At 41.1% G+C, this 16510-nt stretch carries 17 protein-coding genes; 14 read left to right on the top strand and 3 right to left on the bottom strand.

What is annotated here, in order from left to right; genetic code table 11:
- The 9 genes from VNZ46_RS09395 to VNZ46_RS09355 form a co-directional block, all read left to right on the top strand.
- On the top strand, window positions 1-654 hold a 654-nt coding region (locus tag VNZ46_RS09395), incomplete at its 5' end, for a DUF6515 family protein (protein ID WP_325559874.1).
- A 149-nt stretch (window positions 655-803) separates the two neighbouring features.
- A complete protein-coding gene (locus VNZ46_RS09390; RefSeq protein WP_325559873.1) occupies window positions 804-1622 on the top strand; it encodes a hypothetical protein in 819 nt (272 codons plus the stop codon).
- An 80-nt stretch (window positions 1623-1702) separates the two neighbouring features.
- On the top strand, window positions 1703-4531 hold the full coding sequence (locus VNZ46_RS09385) for an endopygalactorunase (protein ID WP_325559872.1): 2829 nt from the start codon (window positions 1703-1705) through the stop codon (window positions 4529-4531).
- A 47-nt stretch (window positions 4532-4578) separates the two neighbouring features.
- On the top strand, window positions 4579-5286 hold the full coding sequence (locus VNZ46_RS09380; protein WP_325559871.1) for a diphthine--ammonia ligase: 708 nt from the start codon (window positions 4579-4581) through the stop codon (window positions 5284-5286).
- 42 nt (window positions 5287-5328) lie between these two features.
- Window positions 5329-6957: an acyl-CoA carboxylase subunit beta gene (locus VNZ46_RS09375; protein ID WP_325559870.1), complete on the top strand. Its 1629-nt coding sequence runs from the start codon at window positions 5329-5331 to the stop codon at window positions 6955-6957.
- A gap of 16 nt (window positions 6958-6973) precedes the next feature.
- Window positions 6974-7609 (top strand): hypothetical protein, encoded by a 636-nt coding sequence (locus tag VNZ46_RS09370; RefSeq protein ID WP_325559869.1) that lies wholly within the window; start codon window positions 6974-6976, stop codon window positions 7607-7609.
- Window positions 7610-7693: 84 nt separating this feature from the next.
- Window positions 7694-8656 carry a thioredoxin-disulfide reductase gene (gene trxB / locus VNZ46_RS09365; RefSeq protein WP_316838168.1) on the top strand — a complete coding sequence of 321 codons (963 nt, stop codon included), beginning with the start codon at window positions 7694-7696 and terminating at the stop codon, window positions 8654-8656.
- A gap of 209 nt (window positions 8657-8865) precedes the next feature.
- A complete protein-coding gene (locus VNZ46_RS09360) occupies window positions 8866-10767 on the top strand; it encodes a beta-N-acetylhexosaminidase (protein WP_325559868.1) in 1902 nt (633 codons plus the stop codon).
- A 96-nt stretch (window positions 10768-10863) separates the two neighbouring features.
- Window positions 10864-11484: a hypothetical protein gene (locus VNZ46_RS09355; protein WP_325559867.1), complete on the top strand. Its 621-nt coding sequence runs from the start codon at window positions 10864-10866 to the stop codon at window positions 11482-11484.
- 2 nt (window positions 11485-11486) lie between these two features.
- Here the strand turns inward: VNZ46_RS09355 and VNZ46_RS09350 are convergent, their stop codons facing one another.
- A complete protein-coding gene (locus tag VNZ46_RS09350) occupies window positions 11487-12095 on the bottom strand; it encodes a hypothetical protein (protein ID WP_325559866.1) in 609 nt (202 codons plus the stop codon).
- On the bottom strand, window positions 12076-12573 hold the full coding sequence (locus VNZ46_RS09345; protein WP_108549983.1) for an RNA polymerase sigma factor: 498 nt from the start codon (window positions 12571-12573) through the stop codon (window positions 12076-12078). Before VNZ46_RS09345 ends, VNZ46_RS09350 begins: the two co-directional genes overlap by 20 nt.
- A gap of 190 nt (window positions 12574-12763) precedes the next feature.
- Between VNZ46_RS09345 and VNZ46_RS09340 the strand changes: the two genes are divergently transcribed.
- From VNZ46_RS09340 to rpmA, 4 genes are all read left to right on the top strand, one after another.
- Window positions 12764-14149, top strand: coding sequence for a dicarboxylate/amino acid:cation symporter (locus tag VNZ46_RS09340; RefSeq protein WP_316838172.1), 1386 nt, complete (start codon window positions 12764-12766; stop codon window positions 14147-14149).
- A gap of 29 nt (window positions 14150-14178) precedes the next feature.
- Window positions 14179-14700, top strand: coding sequence for a hypothetical protein (locus VNZ46_RS09335; RefSeq protein WP_325559865.1), 522 nt, complete (start codon window positions 14179-14181; stop codon window positions 14698-14700).
- A gap of 119 nt (window positions 14701-14819) precedes the next feature.
- Window positions 14820-15131: a 50S ribosomal protein L21 gene (rplU, locus tag VNZ46_RS09330; protein ID WP_008241463.1), complete on the top strand. Its 312-nt coding sequence runs from the start codon at window positions 14820-14822 to the stop codon at window positions 15129-15131.
- A gap of 58 nt (window positions 15132-15189) precedes the next feature.
- Window positions 15190-15591, top strand: coding sequence for a 50S ribosomal protein L27 (gene rpmA / locus VNZ46_RS09325; RefSeq protein WP_199081780.1), 402 nt, complete (start codon window positions 15190-15192; stop codon window positions 15589-15591).
- 57 nt (window positions 15592-15648) lie between these two features.
- On the opposite strand, the gene VNZ46_RS09320 is transcribed toward rpmA, so the two are convergent.
- A complete protein-coding gene (locus tag VNZ46_RS09320) occupies window positions 15649-16008 on the bottom strand; it encodes a helix-turn-helix transcriptional regulator (RefSeq protein ID WP_325559864.1) in 360 nt (119 codons plus the stop codon).
- A gap of 212 nt (window positions 16009-16220) precedes the next feature.
- Between VNZ46_RS09320 and VNZ46_RS09315 the strand changes: the two genes are divergently transcribed.
- Window positions 16221-16510: hypothetical protein (locus tag VNZ46_RS09315; protein ID WP_325559863.1), on the top strand; the 290-nt coding region annotated here is incomplete at its 3' end.

Below are 16510 nucleotides of genomic sequence, written 5' to 3'. Positions count from 1 at the left end.
CGCTCTTCATTTAATGCTGGTTCCCGTCCGTCGAGGCCTGTTAGTGGCTATCGTCCAGGTCGTCCGGGTTATCGCCCAGGCTGGGGTTATCGTCCGGGATGGGGTTACCGTCCGGGATGGGGATATCGCAGACCTTATTATGGGTATTACAGTTTCTACAGGCCTTTTTTAGGCATTAGTTTAAGTGTATTGCCTTATGGATATTATCCTTTCTATTTTGGTGCAGATCAGTTTTATTTCTCTGATGGGTTCTTTTACAGACAGTATGACAACGAATATAAAGTAGTCGTTCCTCCGGTAGGTGCACAAGTTCCAAGCTTGCCTTCAGCAGCTAAAGAGGTGACCATCAATGGCCAGACTTACTACGAATATAAAGGCGTGTACTATACAATAGGACAAGATGCGAATGGTAAAACCGTATATGTGGTTGCAGGTAAAGATGGTGTGCTGAACACTGGTGATGGCAACAATACAGTAGATACTCCGGCTAATGTTCCTCAGGTTGGCGATACCGTAGATCAGCTTCCTGAAGGTACCAGAGACGTGATGATCAAAGGCGTACAATACTATGTAACTGAAGATGGCATTTATTATGAAAAACAAATAGATGGCAACAACAAAGTAACCTATAAAGTTATTGGGATAGGAAACTAAGGTTTCCTGTGGTTAGGAGAGCGATGAGCGGAGCAGATATAGATGTGCTCCGCTTTTTTTATTTCCGCCTAATTCGTTTAAAGAGCTTCTTTTAAATTTATTATATTCGCCTACCTGAAAACATTAGCCTTTAAGGCCTTTATATAGATATGAAACCAACACTATACGCACTTCTCCTCGCAGCTGTTCTGTTTGGCTGCAGCAAAAACGAAATCTCCAAAGTATATAAGCCGATAGTATTAACGGCTATGGAAAGCTTTAACGAATATGGTAAAGGCAGTGATACGCTGGGCATCAGCAAAATGGAAGACTCCTCTGGTCAGCTGGATAAAAAAGATGGCGACGGAATAAGAAAATGGTATAGTGTTAAGTTTCGGGATACACTGGTGCAGATCCAGGTAAAGCCAGATGATCCGAAATCTGCAACGGATAAGTTTGCTTTTGCCGAGTTTATCAATACGGCTAAAACCTGTGCACTGGTACAGATTGCAGACCAGTCTGGTTTGGCAGCTCCGGTGTATATTGTAACGGTAAAGAACAATAAGGTGGAAGTGACGAGCTTGTACCGCCCTTCTAATGGTCCTGCAGATGTGAAGTTTACCAAAGGAATTACGCGGGTTGGTAATGCAGGTTACATCATCAACAATGATTTTTATGTAACCAGGGTATATGCCAAAGCTTATTTATTGAAAAGACAAAATCCAGACCAGCGCATACAAGGTGATTTTGTGATCAACTCTTCTGATATTTCTACCTTCGTGTTTTTGGTGGGTAATTCTTTATATGAGCTGCACTATCCAACTGGCGAGGTTTTTCTGCAGCCGGTTCCGGCCGAAACAGCATCGAGCCTGGAGAGTACTTATGATTGGATACAGCAAAATTGTAAGTGGGTTAAAAATGCGAAAGGAATTTCTTTCCTGAAAGCACAGGATCCGGACAGAATTGTAGATATTAAAGAATTTAAATAGCCTTTTTGCTGTAATTGCTGAATATTCTGCTGATTAGGCTCATCTTTTTCGGCAGGATTGCCTATATTTTTAAATTTAATATGGGCATAAACAAATGGACTTTGCTTACGGGTATTCTTTTACTGGGCGCTGCTGTTGTTAGAGGGCAAGGCAATCCTGTTGTGCAAATTAAAAAGGATACGATTGTACTGGCTAAAGGCACCACTTATCGTTTTACGGTGGATACACCTGAAGATCAGGGTCTGGTTTCGGCGGGAGCAGATGTGCATGGGCTTTTCCAGGTGCTGAATAGCAAAGGTGATTTGTTGCCTGGGTTTATTGTACGGAATAATCAGAGAGAAATTAAAAATGGAACTGAACTCTTTACGGGCGATCGTTTGCAGGTAAAGTCAAAGAATGGCCGGGTTCAAACCTATTTCATTGAGGTTAAAAAGATGGCTTTGGGTGGCCAGTTGGTTTTGGATACGGTTGAAATGACCCGCGGCACAAGGGGAGATGTGTTGTTTTCTTATACAGCAGGGCAGAGAAGTCCGGATGCTCGTGTTCAATTTTATATTCCTGCTGAACTTGGTGTGACTTTAGAAAATACCTCTGTTAATGTGATTGGACGGGGTTTTGTAAAACTAAAGGACCTGAGTACGCAATCTGTTGGACGGGTGGGCAGTGCTTATCCTTATCAAAAAGTTGGAGAAGTCCGGATTTCTAAGGATGCATCGGGCACTGTACTTCTGTTTTCCGGGCTGGATTTAAGGCCGGCGAACGGACCGGACCTGAAAGTGCGCATTGAAAATGTTTGTTTGACTAAAACAGGTGATTATCAGTTGAAAGCTGTTTATACGACTGCTCAGCCGGAGGTGTTGAGCAGTACGGGTACAGGGGCTGAAATTGCTGTATTAAAGGTTCAGAACAGGCTTGCAGATTTTGCACGGGTTTTGGACAGAGGTTTGCACTATAAAGGAGATCAAAATCGTTATACCGGGCTCAATTTTAAATGGAGATCGGCAGTGCCGCAAAAGGCTGTTCAATTGATGCAGTCTTTGGACAATGGAAAGACCTGGAAGCCATTGCCTGCAAAATTTGGAGAGGGAGCTGCTGAAGTGAAGGCTTTGCTTCCTGACCGTTTATACAAATTTCGCTTAAAGATCCTTTCCGGGGAATACAAGGGCTTTTCTAATGTGGTTTCTTTTTATTCGGGTAAAATGGCTGTAGGTCCTTTTATCGCGGGTACAGCGGATCATACCGATGGAATTAACAAGGCCATTGACTCCCTGAACCATATTGGTGGAGGGACTCTTGTTTTTAAAAAGGGTGATTATAGGGTAAGAACAGTTCATTTGAAGAGTAATGTGTATCTCTATTTGGAAAAAGGGGCAGTGATCAGGGCGATTAAAGGGGCTGATGCACCGGAAATGACCTGGTTTAGTGACAAGAAGTACCGCTCGGGTCTGTCGCCTACGGATATGGGGCCTTATGCCGATCCGGAAAACTACCTGACCAAGCAGGATGTTGGCCATCATTATTTCCGTAATGCAATGTTTTTTGGCGAGCGGCTGGACAATGTGAAAATTATTGGTGCCGGAATGATTACTGGTGATGGTAACCTGGTAAACAGCGATAAGGTGATGAACAATGCGCCGGATAACCGGGCGGATAAGATGTTTAGCCTGAAGCTGTGTACCAACCTGGAGATCGGGGGTGTGGAACGCAAGGAGGATTTATGGTATGATGAAAAAAAGGATGCGCCTTATTATATCGGCCAAAATGGAGAAAAGCTTTTTGAGGATGATCAGATGCTCAAAATAGAACGTGCAGGGCATTTTGTGTTATTGGCTACAGGTACAGATCACATCAGCGTTCATGATACTTATTTTGGAAAAGAGCACACTACAAATGCCAGGGATATTTATGATTTTATGGCCTGCAATGATGTTTGGGTAAAAAATATCTATTCTAAAGTGAGTTCTGATGATATTGTAAAGCCAGGTTCTGACTGTGCACTGGGCTTCACCCGTCCGGCAAGTCATTATAAGGTGAGAAATGTGATCGGGGATACCAATTGTAACCTCTTTCAAATTGGTTCGGAAACGGCCGATGACATTACCAATGTTTGTGTAGATAATATTTATGTGCTTGGGGCCAATAAAGCTGGATTTTCTATCTCGACCAATGATGGCGGGCATATCAGTAACATTCATTTGAACTGCGGACATACCGGGCCGTTGCATTCCAGATCTAAAATGTACCGGGCCATGGCACCATTTTTTATTTCTATTTCTAACCGGGGAAGGATTATTGGTGCAGAAGTTGGCCGGTATGAATTTACGGAGAACGGAAAACAACATGATGAGCTGCTGGTTAAAAATGTAAATATTGGCGAGGTGGAAGCTATTGATTTAAAACATATTGATGTGTCGGAAGTGTATAGCGGGAGTTCTTATAATGGAACAAGGTGGAAGCATTTTGATGGCAGCCAACCTCGTTCAACACCAATTGTGGCTGGATATCAGTTGCCCGAGCATGCTGTGGTAAAGGGTGGCCTAGATTTTAAATTGCCTAACGGGAAGCATACAGGCTACATCAGGAATATTTCTTTTGAAGATGTGCGGGTATTGGTAAAAGGAGGAAATCCGGCCAGTGATACTTCTAATGTGTGCCCTGAATTGGGCGTAGGGCAATATAATGCTTCGAATTTGAAAGTCCAGCCTTCTTACGGGCTTTGGGCAAGGCATGTAGCAGGGCTTAGCCTGAAAGATTGTTCCTTTCGTTTTGAAAAGCCAGATGGCCGCTATGCCATAATGCTGGAAGATGTACGTAGCGCAAAGTTATCTGGTCTACAAATGGACCCGCCTGCAGGTCAAGGGCTTTTGATCAGGGAGAAAAATTCTTCAGATATTTTAACACAAGAATAAGATTTCTGTAACCACCAGTACTTGCCAAATGTTTACATTTATCGGGAATGGAAAAACAACAGGCTTTATTTAACTGGAGTGGCGGGAAAGACAGTACCCTGGCCCTTCATAAAGTTCTTGAGGAAAAGGAACTGGCAGTCAATTATTTGCTGACCACTTTGAGTGATACCTATAATCGTGTCAGTATGCATGGTGTACGGGAGGAGTTGCTTATTGCACAGGCAGAGAGCATTGGGATTCCCTTGTATCAGGTCCGTCTGGCTGAATCTCCGCAGATGGATGAGTATGAGAAAACCATGGAACTGCATTTAAATAAATTAAAGCAGGAAGGGATCTCAACATCTGTTTTTGGAGATATTTTTCTGGAAGATCTTAAAATTTACAGGGAGAAGAAATTGTCTGAGATCGGAATGGAGGCCGTTTTTCCGCTATGGAAAAAGGATACCCGTGCTATTTTAAAAGAGTTCCTGGCGCTTGGCTATAAAACTGTGGTGGTTTGTGCACAACGGGGTTTAGAGGCTTTCTGTGGAAGGGTTATTGATGATGATTTCATGGATGATCTTCCCGAAGGTATTGATCCTTGTGGGGAGAATGGGGAGTTCCATACTTTTGTTTTTGATGGGCCGCTTTTTAAGCACCCTGTTGGTTTTGTTACCGGAGAAAAAGTGTATAAAACCTATCCTTCTCCTTCTGGCAGTACAGCTGAGCCTGCGGGTTACTGGTATATTGATCTGGTTCCCTATACCGAATCCTGAAATGGACTATAGTTTCAAAAAAAATACATTTACATTGGCCGAATGAATATAGAATTCAATAAGAACGAAGACGTGAATAAGCAACTGGTTTACGGGGTTAAAACGCGTCTGAAAAAAATATATGCGGGTGGGGGCGAGAAGGCTGCCGCTAAGCAGAAAGAACAAGGCAAATTGCTGGCAAGGGAAAGGATTTCTTATTTGATTGATAAGGAAAGTGAATTTCTTGAACTTGGTGCTTTTGCTGCTGAGGGGATGTACGAGGAGGAGGGGGGCTGTCCTTCTGCAGGGGTAGTTTGTGGGATTGGTTATGTTTCCGGAAGGCAATGTATGATTATGGCCAACGATGCTACCGTTAAAGCAGGTGCATGGTTTCCTATGACCGCTAAAAAGAACCTGCGTGCACAGGAGATTGCCATGGAGAACCGCTTGCCGGTCATTTACCTGGTAGACAGTGCCGGGGTGTATTTGCCGATGCAGGATGAGATCTTTCCGGATAAAGAACATTTTGGAAGGATGTTCAGAAACAATGCGATCATGTCTTCAGAAGGGATTGTACAAATTTCTGCTATTATGGGTTCTTGTGTTGCAGGAGGGGCTTATCTGCCGATTATGAGTGATGAGGCCATGATTGTTGAGGGCACGGGTTCTGTTTTTCTGGCGGGTTCTTACCTGGTTAAATCTGCCATTGGGGAAGATGTAGATAATGAAACGCTGGGTGGTGCCACAACGCACTGTGAAATTTCGGGAGTTACGGATTATAAACAACCGAACGACCAGGCTTGCTTAGACAGTATTAAGAATATTATGAGTATGCTGGGCGCTCCGGAATCTGCGGGTTTTGATCGGATCAAGCCTGCTTTACCTAAATTTCCAGAGGAAGAGATCTATGGTATTTTGCCTGAAAACAGGGAGAAGCCCTATGATATGGTGGAGTTGATTAAGCGCCTGGTGGATGATTCTGAATTGGAAGAATACAAAAAAGAATATGGAAAGAGCATCGTTTGCGGTTTGGCCCGTGTGGATGGCTGGGCTGTAGGGATTGTGGCCAACCAGCGGAAGATTGTAAAATCGAAAAAAGGAGAAATGCAGCTGGGTGGGGTAATTTATTCAGACAGTGCCGATAAGGCGGCGCGTTTCATTATGAACTGCAACCAGAAAAAGATTCCACTGGTGTTTTTACAGGACGTGACGGGTTTTATGGTGGGTAGTAAGTCAGAGCAGGGTGGAATTATAAAGGATGGGGCTAAAATGGTAAATGCAGTGGCCAATTCTGTGGTGCCTAAGTTTACCATTGTTATAGGAAATTCATACGGTGCAGGTAACTATGCCATGTGTGGTAAAGCCTACGATCCGAGGTTGATTTTTGCCTGGCCGAGTGCGAAGATTGCGGTGATGGGCGGTGCTCAGGCTGCAAAAACCTTGTTACAAATCCAGGAGGCTTCTCTGAAATCTAAAGGGGAGACCATTACACCGGAAAAAGAAGCGGAACTGCTTAAAGAGATTACAGACAGGTACAACAGCCAGACGACGCCTTTTTATGCGGCATCGAGGTTATGGGTAGACGGAATCATTGATCCGCTGGAAACCCGTAAGGTGATTTCTATGGGGATTGAGGCGGCAAATCAGAGTCCTGTAAAAAAGCGCTTCAATGTAGGGATTATTCAAACCTAGAATGATATTTTTGTATATGAAGAAGATTTTCATTGCAGGCTTGCTGATCTTGTGTTCCGCTTTGTGTGGTTACAGCCAGGTTAAAACCGTTTATTTTGATATTAAAGATAAGGTGACCGCAGATTCTGTACATGCCGCAAGCTACGCGGTATATGGTAAGGTATCTGGAGATAGCTTGTGGGTATTCAAAAAATATGATATGGATGGATACATTGCCGCAACCGGGTCTTTTAAAGACTCTCTGCTGGAGGTACCTCATGGCAGATTTGTATACTATGACTGGATTAATCCAAACAAAAGTACTACGGGTTATGAGGCCTTGAATACAGGGAAAGACCGTTATAAAGTTCTTTCGGGAGATTTTGAGAATGGTTTAAAGCAGGGCCGGTGGCTGGGCTACTATGAAAATGGATTGGTTAAGACTCTGGTTACCTTTGACAGAGGCGTAATGCAGGGGCCTTTTAAAGCTTTTGATGATAAAGGAGAACTGATAGAGACCGGCCAGTACGTGCAGGACAAGAAGGATGGGGATTGGGTGATCAACGGCGGACTGCGGGTGGTTACTTTCAAAATGGATGAGGTGGTTTCAGATGTGAAGCGTACTAAAAAAGAACTGAAGCAATTAGAAGAATCTAAGAAAAAAGGATTATAATCTGCAGATCACAATAGCTGGGTGCTATTGGTGGATTTGATCTATTATGATTAAATTTGTAAAACAAACGAATTATATAAAAATATGTCGCAAGAAATAGAACACGTTCCCTGTCTGATTATTGGTTCCGGCCCTGCTGGTTATACAGCTGCAATTTATGCTGCCCGTGCAGATCTTAAACCTGTATTGTATACAGGTATGGAAGCTGGAGGTCAATTGACGCAAACAACGGACGTTGATAATTTCCCGGGTTACCCTACAGGTATTATGGGACCGGAAATGATGGAAGATTTTAGAAAACAGGCAGAAAGATTTGGTACTGATATCCGTTTTGGTTATGTAAGTTCTGTAGATTTTTCTTCCTTGCCTCATAAAGTGGTTGTAGATGAAATTAAGACCATTACTGCTGATACAGTGATCATTTCTACAGGTGCAACTGCTAAATGGTTAGGTTTGCCGAGTGAACAAAAATATAATGGTTTCGGTGTTTCTGCCTGTGCAGTATGTGACGGTTTCTTTTTTAAGGGACAGGATGTTGCTATTGTTGGTGCAGGAGATACAGCAGCTGAAGAGGCTACTTATCTGGCCAAACTTTGTAAAAAAGTATATATGTTGGTTCGCCGTGATGAATTCAGGGCTTCAAAAGCCATGGTACACCGTGTACTGAACACACCAAATATTGAAGTAATCTACAACTCCGAAGCAAAAGAGGTGTTGGGTAATGGTAAAAATGTTACTGGTCTTAAAATCTCTAATAACAAAACCGGAGAAGAAAAAGATATCGAAGTAGAAGGTTTCTTTGTAGCTATTGGCCATAAACCGAACACAGATATTTTCAAAGGATGGATTGATATGGATGAAACAGGTTATCTGAAAACTATTCCGGGTACAACCAAAACTAATGTTGAGGGTGTATTTGCTGCGGGAGATGTTCAGGACCATTATTATCGTCAGGCAGTAACTGCGGCCGGATCTGGTTGTATGGCTGCATTGGATGCGGAACGCTATCTGGCGGCTAAAGAACACCATTCAGAAGTCGTTTCTTAAGCATAAAAATTATTGTTGAAAGCGGAGCTGTTTAAGAACGGCTCCGCTTTTTTTATTCTTTATGGTTTATTGTAGAAAAAAAATATGCGCTGTTTCCGTTCATTTCAAACGTTTGACTTCTATTGTAACAAAAATGTGATGTATCAGAGGCGGCGGTTCTATTTATCTTAGGATAATTACTTAGTACCACCTAACACACAAAACAAATCATGAAAAAAATCTTACCAATTGTCATCTGTGCATTGCTGAGTACAAATCTGTACGCGCAAAATGATGCCAGCATGGGAATTATTCCTGCCCCGGTTTCTGTAGAGAAGCATTCGGGACTCTTTGTTCTGGATAAAACCACTTTATTGGTCTCTGCTCATCCTGAAAATGCACGTGTTGCAGATTTACTAAATGCTTTTATTGCAACCAAAGGCGGTTTTGCGCTGAGAGAGGTTAAATCTCCGGAGGCCAACCACAAGGCTATAGTTATTACTTCTGAAGGAGCGGATAAGCTTCCGGAAGAAGGTTACAGCATCAGCATTACTAAAGATAAATTCCTGATCACTGGAAAAGGTGCAGGCTTATTTTATGCTGTACAGTCGGTGATGCAACTGCTGCCTGAAAAGCAGGATGGCAAAATCATTGTACCTGCTGCAGACATTAATGATTATCCAAGGTTCAAATACAGGGGAATGCATTTGGATGTAGGTCGTCATTTATTCCCGGTTGCTTTTGTTAAAAAGTATATTGATATGATGGCTCAGTATAAACTGAATAACTTCCACTGGCATTTAACAGAAGATCAGGGATGGAGAATCGAGATTAAAAAATATCCAAAACTAACTTCTGTCGGTTCTTCCAGAAATGGTACAGTGATCGGTAATTTTCCTGGAGTAACAACAGATGATAAAGTATACAAAGGATTTTATACTCAGAATGAGGTAAAAGAGATTGTAGCGTATGCTTCGGCCAGATATATTACAGTTGTTCCTGAAATTGAAATGCCGGGTCATGGTTCTGCTGCTATTGCGGCTTATCCTGAATTGAGCTGTTTCCCTAATGAGGACACCCCAACTGATCCTAAAGCACCATGGGCGGGATCTAGAAAAGGGAAACAAGTACAGCAAACCTGGGGTGTACACCAGGATGTTTTTGTGCCAACAGAGAACACCTTCAAATTCTTAGAAGATGTACTGGACGAGGTTATGGTTCTTTTTCCATCTAAATATATCCATATTGGTGGAGATGAGTGCCCTAAAGATTTCTGGAAGCGTTCTACTTTTTGCCAGGACTTTATTAAAAAGAACAACCTGAAAGATGAGCATGGATTGCAAAGCTATTTTATACAGCGCATTGAGAAATACCTGAATGGTAAAGGCCGTTCGATCATTGGCTGGGATGAGATTCTGGAAGGTGGTCTTGCACCAAACGCGACTGTAATGTCCTGGAGAGGTGTTGAAGGTGGAATTGCATCTGCGCAGCAGCATCATGATGTGATCATGACGCCTGGATCAAATGGTTTGTATTTTGACCATAAGCAATCGAATTCTCCGGATGAGCCTCTGGCGATCGGAGGTTTTGCGCCCTATACCAAAGCTTATGGCTATGATCCTATACCAGCTGAATTAACTTCAGATCAGCAAAAATATATTATCGGTGTACAAGCTAATCTTTGGACTGAATATGTTGAAAGTCCTGAAAAAGCAGAGTATATGGTTTTTCCAAGGATGTTTGCTTTGGCAGAGATTGCCTGGACACAGAAAAACCGTAAGGATTTAAAGAACTTCTCAGAAGAGCGTTTACCGCTTCATTTGGCCCGCCTGGATAAAACCAATACGAATTATTGGGTGCCAACACCGATTGGACAGAATGATAAGGTGCTGAAAGGAAGTCAGTTTAATATTGAACTTAAAGTTCCGGTAGAAGGAGCAAAGATCTATTATACTTTAGATAATTACAGACCTTCTGAGAGTGGTGCTTTATACACAGGGCCAATCAAAGTGAATGTGCCTGAAGGAAAGAAACTGAACCTTAAAACTATTGTAATTACCAAAAGTGGTAAGAGAAGCGTAGTGACGCAAACGGAATTAAATAACGGTGCGCCTGAAACACCTGCGAAATAGTATAATTAGCAGAGGTAAAAAAAACGCCAGACAGGGGATTCTCCTTGTTTGGCGTTTTTTTTTGAGTTAAATTGCTTGCTATATAATGTAATTAAGATGAAACTGAAAGATTTAATTGTGAGATCCTCCTTGTTCGCCTCAGGTATTTTATTTCTGTATTCCTGTACCGGAGATAATCCTGAAAAACATGTTGCTTTAAGCAGCAGCAAGGCCCCGGTAGAAAAACAGGCTAATCCCTTTCCCTTTTATAAAAATATAGCCATCAGGCCAGGGCTTAATTTTGAGGTCGTGAGCTGGGGTAAAGGTGTTGACTCCCTGGGGGGTTATTTGATCCTGATGTCCGACTCGGCCAGGAATGACTATAAGTCTTTTTCGAATGAACGTAAGGGGATTATTACAGATGCCTGGAATATGGATCTGGACAATGATGGAAATCCTGAACTCTATGTGGAACTGCTCAGCAAGAAAAATGTTCGGGATTTAAATGTTTACGAATACAGCAGGAATGGCTTTCAAAAGATCAGCTTCCCGCCACTAAGCAGCAGTATGAAAAAGTTGTATAAGGGCAATGATAAATTCTATATTAAGAATGGAGAATTGTTCAGGAGTTTTCCGGTAACCGATCCTTCCGATACGACTAAAAAGGCTGGTGCAGAGAAGAAGATTCAATATAAATTAAGCGGAAATAGTTTCTCTGCAAACGAGGTAAAAGAATAATCTTAGTGCCCGGTTTCTTTAAATTGGGCACTAATTCTTTCAAATTTCTCAATTAAAAGATTGATACGTTCTTTTTCCCTGTTTATAACAGCCTTTCTGAATATGGTTGAGCAGAAGATCATCCAGCCAAAGGTGAAGGCTATGGTAATGCATTGTTTCCAGAAACTGAAATAGGAGAGTACTTCAAAGAAGAACAGCACAATGGCTATGCTTAAGGCTACTGTGTAAAACCAATACAGTTTATGATACAGACTAAACCTGTTGAGCTGATAGAGTTTTAACTGGCTTAAAAATTCATTGGGATGGGCGGTAAAATCATTTTGTGAGATTAAGCGGTAACCTCTGTATAAAATGAAGGTATAGATAGCAATAGAGCAGACAATAATGCCTATACCTGCGTGGGTTGTCCAGGATTGAAAATCAAAAAATAACCACAGGGCAGCGAAGGCAAGGAGTGACAAGACCATGCCGCCGATGTTTAAAAGCGATTTGGTACGGATGCTGTTCACTTCCTTTTTCGCTTGAGCAAGCATCTCCTCAGAAGAGATGTTTACCTCCACTGTGTGTGACTGCCAAAGCGATTGTATATCATCAAATTCTTGCATGCTCATTGTATATTTCTGTAAGTTTCTGTTTAATGCGGTGAATTTTTACCCTTAAATTCCCTTCACTGATGCCGGAGATCTCAGCGATCTCGTTATAGGGTAGTTCATCCAGAACCATGGTAATAATTAAACGGTCGTTCTCTTCCAGTTTAGATATGGATTTATAGAGTAAGGCGATCTGCTCGTTCTTCTCCGAGTATTCTTCTACCTTATTCTCTATGATGTTGTCTGTAAGTTCGTCCTTAGCTTGTCTCTTTTCTGATCTTAAATAGGTTAAACAGGTGTTTACAGCAATTCTGTAGATCCAGGTAGAGATCAGGGATTTGTTTCTGAATTTGTCCAGGTTTTGCCAAACCTTTAGAAAGGTTTCCTGTAACAAATCATTTGCAGAATCCTTGTCTCCGGTATATCCATAACATAAATGGAATATTTTCTTGGAGTTGGTATCGAAGATTTGCTTAAATAACTGGTCTTTTTGTTCCACCTATAGAGAGTTGATATAACTTTAGAAGTATTTTACGAGTGTTTGTTACAGCGAAAATGCGAATTTTATTGGTTTATCAACAAACTTTATAGAATAATTTAATTATTGTAGTTTTACAGCCTTATAAAACTGTCCATGGCCCAGCCCTGCAGTCATACAAACAAACCGTATTAATGAAATTAATTAGCAGATGTCGAAGAACAACAGATTAACGTTTTTTATCTTTTTAGCTCTGGTGCTGGGTATTGGCCTGGGATATTATCTGAATGTACAATCGTTCAGTACCTATAATGATCATATTGCAGCCGCAGATACTAAGGTGAAAGCTTTAGATGGCCAAATCCTTAAAGTAAAAGATACCACAAGCACAGTCTTTGCGGAATTGAAAGCGCAAAAATCGGCGGCCGAAAAATTACGTCATGAAAATGAGGCTATCCGGGAAAAGAAACTGGAACCGCTTACGCTGTTAAGTGATATTTTTCTGAGACTGATCAAAATGATTGTTGCACCCCTTGTTTTCAGTACCCTGGTTGTGGGGGTAGCCAAAGTAGGGGACATTAAAGCTGTTGGAAGAATTGGTGGCAAAACGATGTTGTGGTTTATCAGTGCATCTTTGCTTTCGCTGGTTTTGGGACTGATTATGGTCAACATTTTCAGACCGGGGGAAACGATGCATTTGCCTTTGCCGCCAAGTAATGTAGATACAGGGATCCATAAAGTGGCTTTGTCTATGAAAGACTTTATTTCCCATATCGTTCCTAAAAGTATGGCGGAGGCGATGGCAACAAATGAAATTCTGCAAATTGTGGTGTTTTCCTTGTTCTTTGGTGTGGCGACAGCAGCTATCGGAGAAAAAGGACAGGTGATTATCAGTTTCTTTGATGCGGTTGCTCATGTAATTTTGAAAGTGACCGGTTATGTGATGAACTTTGCGCCTTTTGCTGTTTTTGGAGCTATGGCTGCTATTGTGGCTAAACAGGGGCTGAGCGTGCTTTCCACCTATGCTTTATTCATAGGAGAATTCTATTCTACGATGCTTTTGTTATGGCTTGTACTGATCTTTATTGGTTTTACCATTTTGAAATCCAGGGTATTTAATCTGATGAACCGGATGAAAGAGCCTGTTTTGGTGGCTTTTAGTACCGCAAGTAGCGAGGCTGCTTATCCGAAAACAATGATGCAGCTGGAGCGTTTTGGCTGTAAAGATAAAATTGTGAGTTTTGTGCTGCCACTGGGTTATTCTTTTAACCTGGATGGCTCCATGTTATATATGACTTTTGCCTCTTTATTTATTGCGCAGTCTTATGGAATCCATTTGTCTTTTGAGCAGCAGATTACCATGTTGCTGATCCTGATGCTGACCAGCAAAGGGATTGCAGGAGTGCCAAGGGCATCGTTAGTGGTGATTGCAGGGACCATTGCTACCTTTAACATTCCGGAAGCTGGTCTTGCATTGCTGATTGGGATAGATCCGTTGCTGGATATGGGCAGATCTGCTACCAATGTGATTGGGAACAGTCTGGCTACTGCAGTAGTGAGTAAATGGGAGGGTGAACTTACAGAGCCTTTAGATTAGAATACAACATACATTATAAATACATTTAAATGAGTACCAGAGGAAAAAAGATATTTTTAATACTAACTATCGTCGTGCCTTTTTTGATCTATTGCGTTGTCTATTATGCGCCAATCATCAAAAACGCACCTTTCAGGTCTAATGAATTCGTATCGCTGCAGTTTAAATGGGGCGTGGGTAAAGATTTAGTCAATTCCTATGATTCTGCCACCGGCGACTATCAGTACCTGAACAGCCGTGATTCTTTAGTAAAAACAAATGTGAAGCTGCGCACCAATGACATTATATATTTGCACAATAAAGCCAATGAGCTGGGACTTTGGAATTTTCCTGATGTAATTGCCAACAGGGGATCTGATCTTACATCGCCTAAAGTATTGAGGTATGAGTTTCAGTTCAACTACAAACGCAAATCGAAGAAAGTGATCCTGATGTCGGATTTTAATGAAATTCCTAAGCTGGGGGATGCAGCGACACAGATGAAGAACCTGGTGGCGCAAAGCATAAATGATGCAGAAGAGCGTTACGGTAAGGAAGCTAAGGGTAAATAAGTGGATTTGGTACAAATATATTTGTGCTATTCTTCAATTCATTTGAATTTAGAAAAAATAGTTCTATATTTGCACCTCGATAAAAAAAATAAACAATTTAAAATAATAATTATTTAACAATGTACGCAATAGTAAATATAGCAGGACAGCAATTCAAAGTTGCAAAAGACCAGCACCTTTTTGTACACCGTTTGCAAGGAGATGAAGGCGCTAGTATTGAATTTGACAATGTATTGTTGGTTGAAGATGGTGGTAAAATCTCTGTAGGAGCTCCTGCATTGAAAGGTGCTACAGTTTCAGCTAAAATCGTGTCTCATTTAAAAGGTGATAAAGTAATCGTTTTCAAAAAGAAACGTAGAAAAGGTTACAAAAAGAAAAACGGTCACCGTCAGTATTTCACCAAAATCCAGATCTCTGGTATCAGTTTATAATTATTGTTTAACACAAAAATTGCCGTTAGTTTAGGCAGTTTATAAAATATAAAACAAGATGGCACATAAAAAAGGAGCCGGTAGTTCCAGGAACGGACGTGAATCGCATAGCAAACGCTTAGGTATTAAAATCTTCGGTGGTCAGGAAGCTATTGCCGGAAATATCTTAGTACGTCAGCGCGGTACAAAACACCACCCGGATAAAGGTGTAGGTATTGGAAAAGATCATACCTTATTTGCTTTGGTTGATGGTACCGTAATCTTCAAGAAAAAACAAGATAACAAATCTTATGTATCTGTTTTACCTACTGAAGTTGTAAAAGAAGTTGTAGAGAAAAAAGCACCTGTTGCTAAAGCTGAGAAAAAAGTAGCTGCTCCGAAAGAAGCACCTGCTAAAAAAGCACCTGCAAAGAAAGCTGCTAAAGCTGAAGCACCTGCTGCTGACGCTGCTGCAGAATAATCTTAAAGATACATTAAACGAAAAGGGCTGTAACATACGTTGCAGCCCTTTTCGTTTTTAATATTGATGGCTGGAGGTTTTGAGGATCAGGATTTCCTTTTCCAGTTTTTTTAACAAGGTATTGAAGGTTTCAAGTGTGTTTTCCAGTTCCTGTATAACCGAATTCGCGTTGATCTGATCTGCTGATTGTTCATCTCCATCCTTTCCATGAAGCAACCAATTATAGCTTTTGCTATAATATCGGGCAATCACATTCAGGATATTAAAGGAAGGAAATTGATTTCCCAATTCAATCTGAGAGTAATTACTTCTGGAAATACTTAACAGGTCCGCAACTTTTGACTGAGAAAGACGGTGTGCAGTTCTGAGGGTCTTTATTCTTTCGCCTATATCTTTCTTTGATAGGATTTCTTGCATAAGTAATATTAATTTCGTTGATTTGTTTAGGATCTCGTTAGTGAATATTAATTATATCGAGACAATTATTACTCCAAAATCAAGTATTAGGGTTAAATTGCCAGGATTTTGAACTTTATTAGGAAAATTGTTTTCTATTAATGTAATCTTCGGTAGAAAAAAATATGCAAGAATGAGTGTCATGTGGTCTACAGTTGTAAATAAAGGGGATTATGTCAAACGATAGTGTTTGTGAGCTGATTGATAACTCATTTTTTTTAATTGACAGAAAATATCAGTTGGCCTATTATAAAATAGAGTCATTGCATTTTGTGGGAAGTTTCTTGGAAAAAAATCCCATAAGTGGGGAGCAAATTGTAGAATTGATTGCCCATCGTTATAAGCGGACTTTGATGAGATTGCTTTCCAAATGTTTTGAAGGCAGGTGTTTTAGTATAGAAAAGAGGTTACCGGTTGCCAATGCAAATGATCATATTTTGCTGATCACTTTTACGCCTATAGA

The sequence above is a fragment of the Pedobacter sp. genome (assembly GCF_035566355.1).
Taxonomy (GTDB): domain Bacteria; phylum Bacteroidota; class Bacteroidia; order Sphingobacteriales; family Sphingobacteriaceae; genus Pedobacter.
The sequence above is the reverse complement of the archived record's forward strand: the minus strand, read 5'-3'. Positions and strand labels throughout refer to the sequence as shown.